This window comes from Microbacterium sp. zg.Y909 (assembly GCF_024626565.1).
Window position 1 is genome coordinate 1 of record NZ_JANJFJ010000403.1, and the last position, 3,892, is coordinate 3,892.

Genomic DNA, 3,892 nt, shown 5'->3' on the forward strand with positions numbered 1-3,892 from the left:
CTCGTCGTCGTCCGAGTCGTCGTCGTCCGAGTCCTCGTCGTCGTCGTCCTCGTCGTCGTCGTCTTCGTCGTCTTCGTCGACAACCACGCTCTCGTCGAGCTCGTCGATGTCCACCCCGTCGAGGTCGCCGCCGTGCAGAATCGCCGAGCCGTCCTCGTCGAAGTCCGCGGCATCCAGGTCGTCGAGGTCGTCGACGTCGTCGTCCTCATCGGCGTCGCGTTCGTCGGCATCCGCGTCGGGCAGCTCGCCCGCTTCGAGGGCCGCCGCCGCCGCAGCCGCCTGCGCGGCCTGGTAGTCGGCCAGACGCACCGCCCACGGCACCCACTCGGGGGCCAGCAGCGCACCGTCGCCGGGAAGCAGCTCCACCTCGAGCACGGTCGGATCGGAGCCTTCGACCACGGCGATGCTCACGGTCCAGAACCAGCCGGGGTATCCCGGCATGCGGTTGTTGAAGCGCAGCGAGACGACTCCGCCGTCTTCGACCGTGTAGCCGGCGGCGTCGCCGATCGTGGCATCCGGCGTCACTTCGCGCAGGGCCGCGCGGGCGAGGTCGTGCGCGTGGAGCAGCCGCTCGTCGGCAGGCTCAGGCTTCGAAGTCATCGGCTACCTTGCGCAGCACGGCCGCGACCTTCTTGGCGTGCGAGCCACTGGGGTAACGCCCCCGGCGCAGATCGCCGCCGATGTCGTCGAGCAGCTTCACGAGGTCTTCGACGATGATCGCCATGTCGTCGGCGGGCTTGCGGGAGCGCTTGGCGAGACTGACGGGAGCCTCGAGCACGCGAACCGACAGCGCCTGCAGACCGCGTTTGCCGTCGGCGACGCCGAACTCCAAGCGGGTGCCCGGCTTGAGGCCGGTCGTGCCGGCGGGGAGGGCGGAGGCGTGCAGGAAGACGTCCTGGCCGTCATCGGCGGAGATGAAGCCGAACCCCTTCTCGTCGTCGTAGAACCTGACCTTGCCGGTGGGCATGCGAACTCCACTGAATCGTGCCCGTGACGGGCAGGACGAAATGCGGCCAAATCGGCCCCAAACAAAGCCTACCGGTACCGACCACGCAGTAGTCTGGTGCCGATGAGCACACCCACTTCACGCGGAGAGGTGCCGGTCCGCAGGATCGACCGGATCTTGGCGTACATGTCCTTCGGTCTGCTGCTGCTGTCGATCGTGTCGTTCTTGGCGATCATGATCGGCTCCGCCACCGGTGCCGACATGCGCGAAGGCTTGTGGCCCACGGTGGGCGCGCTGGTCTGGTTCGCCCCGCCCGTGGCGTTCGTCCTGCTGATCGCTTTGCTGATCATGAGCTTCGCACGAAGGGCTCGTGCCAACAGGGAAGGCTGACGTGGCGCATTCGGCGGACTCCCGTGTTCTGGCGAGCTGGCTCGCCGGGCAGGACGATGCCGCGCTCACCGCGCTGCTGACCGAACGCGGCATCTCGCCGTCGGCGACGTGGGCGGACTTCTTCGACGCGGCCGAGGGCGTGCAGGATGCCGCTCCTCTCGCGCGTGCCCTCGCGGCGCTCCCCCGGCCCCTCGCCGAGGCGCTCGTCGCCGCGCAGGGCGGCACCGTGGCCGAACCGGCACGGTCGGCACTGATCTCCCGCGCCCTGGCCGCCCCCGACGGCACCGTCTACCGCGCCGTCGTGCAGGCGATCGCGGCCGCGCCTCCCGCCGCAACGCCCTCCGAGGCGCCTCGATCCGATCCGGAGCCCGCCGACGCGGCTGCAGAACGGGCCTTCACCGCCGCCGCGACCCTCGCCGACATCCTGCAGCTCGCGCTGACCACGCCGCTCTCGCGCATCGGCTCGGGCGCGCTGGGCGCGACCGAGCGTCGACGGCTGATGGATGCCGGCATCGTCACCGATGCCGCCACCGCAGACGAACTCGTGGCCCTGTCGTCGGTGGCGGGCCTCACCGCCCCCACCGACAAGGAATGGTTCGTCACTGCCGATGGCCTGGAGTGGCTTCAGGCGGGGACGGTCGAACGCTGGGACCAGGTCGCACGCCGCCTGCGCGACGCGCTGCCGGCGGCCCTGCGCACCGACGACGGCGGCTGGTCGTCGCCCGCCGAGTGGGCACAGGCGTATCCGTTCGACCCGACCTGGCCCGCGCGCGCCGAGCAGTGGCGCTCGCTGCTGCACCGGTGGGCTCTGATCGGCCCCGACGGCTCCAGTGCCCCCTGGGCTCGCGGACTCGCCGCCGGCGGCGACGCCGACCTCGAGGCGCTCCGCAGCCTGCTGCCACCTGAAGTCGACCGCGTCTTCCTGCAGAACGACCTGACGGCCATCGCCCCGGGGCCGCTGGCGCCGCACCTCGACATGCGCCTGCGCACCATGGCGCTGCGCGAGTCCCGCGCGCAGGCCTCGAGCTACCGGTTCACGCCCGATTCCATCGGGGCGGCGATCACGGGCGGCGAAACGGCCGAGTCGCTGCGCGACTTTCTCACCGCGCTCTCGCTGACGGGCCTCCCCCAGCCCTTGGCATACGAGATCGAGCGCACCGCCGCACGGCACGGCCTGATCCGGGTCGTCGAGGACCCGGCATCCGGTGTCACGCTCGTGCGCAGCGACGACCGCGCCGTGCTCGACACGCTCGCCGTGGACCAGGCCCTGCGGTCTCTGGCCCTCATGCGGCACTCCGAAGGCCTGACATCGCGCTCCAACGCCGACGCAGTGTTCTGGGCGCTCGCCGACGCCCGCTACCCCGTGAGCATGGAGGACACCTCCGGCCACACCCGCACCGTGCTGCGTCACAAGCTGGCCGCTCCCCCGGCCCCGCCGACGGCGAGCCCGTACGAGCCGCTGATCGGGCGGCTGCGCGGGGCGCGGGAGTCCGACTCGGATGCCGCGTGGCTCGGTCGCGAGCTCGAACAGGCCGTGCGCGCCAAGGCGCTCATCACCGTCACGGTGCGCCTTCCCGACGGCAGCAGCCGCGACTTCACCCTCGAGGCCAGCGGCCTGGGCGGCGGACGCCTGCGCGGGCGCGACAAGGCGGCCGATGTCGAGCGCACCCTGCCGGTGGCGAGCATCGAGGCGGTGCGCGCCCTCTGAGTCAGGGCACGCGCTGCTCGTGCTGGCGCAGTGCGTCGGCGACCCGGTCGAGGAACTCGCTGACGGCATCCATGTCGTAGTAGCCCGCCTTGCGCACGAACGTGCGGAACTCCTTCGTCACGACGTCCTCGCTGGTCAGGCGCGCAACGCGGCCCTCTTCGTGGGCACCGAGCGCCACTTCACACTCCTGCACGAAGTCGTCGACGTCGGGAGCGGCGAACCCCTCGACGCGGAACAGGCCGATGCGCGTGCCAGCCGGGAAGCTGACGCGGCGGAGCTCGGAGCTGTGCATCCCGCGAGGCTAACGAACAGGCGCGGGCGGCGGGCGGGCGACCTCACCCCGCCGCGCGCGGACTAGACTTGCACGTTATGGCTGACGGCCCTCTCATCGTGCAGAGCGACCGGACGGTGCTGCTGGAAGTAGCCCATCCGGACGCTGAGACCGCGCGCCACGAACTGGCGATCTTCGCCGAGCTCGAGCGCGCCCCCGAGCACATCCACACGTATCGCATCACCCGGCTGGGCCTGTGGAACGCGCGGGCCGCCGGCCACGACGCCGACGACATGCTCGCGACCCTCGAGCGCTGGTCGCGGTTTCCGGTGCCCGCATCGGTGTCGATGGACCTGCGTGAGACGGTCAACCGCTACGGCCGCCTGGTCATCGAGCGCGCCGACGTCGAGGGCTTCGGCGAGGGCGTGCTCGTGCTGCGCTCGACCGACAACGCCGTGCTGTCCGAGGTCTCGCGCAACAAGCGCATCAGTCCGCTGCTCGTGGGCCGCCCCACCCCCGACACGTTCGTCGTCGATGCGTGGGCGCGCGGGCAGATCAAGCAGGAGCTGCTGAAGAT

General features: G+C 71.3%; 6 protein-coding genes. 3 read left to right on the forward strand and 3 right to left on the reverse strand.

Going from position 1 to position 3,892, the window contains the following annotated elements; genetic code table 11:
- A partial coding sequence (locus tag NQ160_RS20140) for a DUF3027 domain-containing protein (protein ID WP_257516883.1) occupies positions 1-600 on the reverse strand: 600 nt, incomplete at its 3' end.
- Complete coding sequence (locus NQ160_RS20145) at positions 584-967, reverse strand: cold-shock protein (RefSeq protein ID WP_257516884.1); 384 nt, start codon at positions 965-967, stop codon at positions 584-586. The genes NQ160_RS20145 and NQ160_RS20140, both read right to left, overlap by 17 nt.
- A gap of 102 nt (positions 968-1,069) precedes the next feature.
- On the opposite strand from NQ160_RS20145, the gene NQ160_RS20150 reads away from it, so the two are divergent.
- Positions 1,070-1,336: a multidrug ABC transporter ATPase gene (locus NQ160_RS20150; RefSeq protein WP_257516885.1), complete on the forward strand. Its 267-nt coding sequence runs from the start codon at positions 1,070-1,072 to the stop codon at positions 1,334-1,336.
- A 1-nt stretch (position 1,337) separates the two neighbouring features.
- Positions 1,338-3,044, forward strand: coding sequence for a helicase-associated domain-containing protein (locus tag NQ160_RS20155; RefSeq protein ID WP_257516886.1), 1,707 nt, complete (start codon positions 1,338-1,340; stop codon positions 3,042-3,044).
- A 1-nt stretch (position 3,045) separates the two neighbouring features.
- Here the strand turns inward: NQ160_RS20155 and NQ160_RS20160 are convergent, their stop codons facing one another.
- Positions 3,046-3,336: a DivIVA domain-containing protein gene (locus NQ160_RS20160; protein ID WP_257516887.1), complete on the reverse strand. Its 291-nt coding sequence runs from the start codon at positions 3,334-3,336 to the stop codon at positions 3,046-3,048.
- A gap of 77 nt (positions 3,337-3,413) precedes the next feature.
- Here NQ160_RS20160 and NQ160_RS20165 point away from each other — a divergent pair.
- Positions 3,414-3,892, forward strand: a 479-nt coding sequence (locus NQ160_RS20165; protein ID WP_257516888.1) for a helicase-associated domain-containing protein, incomplete at its 3' end; no start/stop codon positions are given.

Excerpts from the sequence above, each read along its gene's own strand:
- NQ160_RS20145 (WP_257516884.1), bottom strand. The coding sequence starts at position 967 with ATGCCCACCGGCAAGGTCAGGTTCTACGACGACGAGAAGGGGTTCGGC.
- NQ160_RS20150 (WP_257516885.1), top strand. The coding sequence starts at position 1,070 with ATGAGCACACCCACTTCACGCGGAGAGGTGCCGGTCCGCAGGATCGAC.
- NQ160_RS20160 (WP_257516887.1), bottom strand. The coding sequence starts at position 3,336 with ATGCACAGCTCCGAGCTCCGCCGCGTCAGCTTCCCGGCTGGCACGCGC.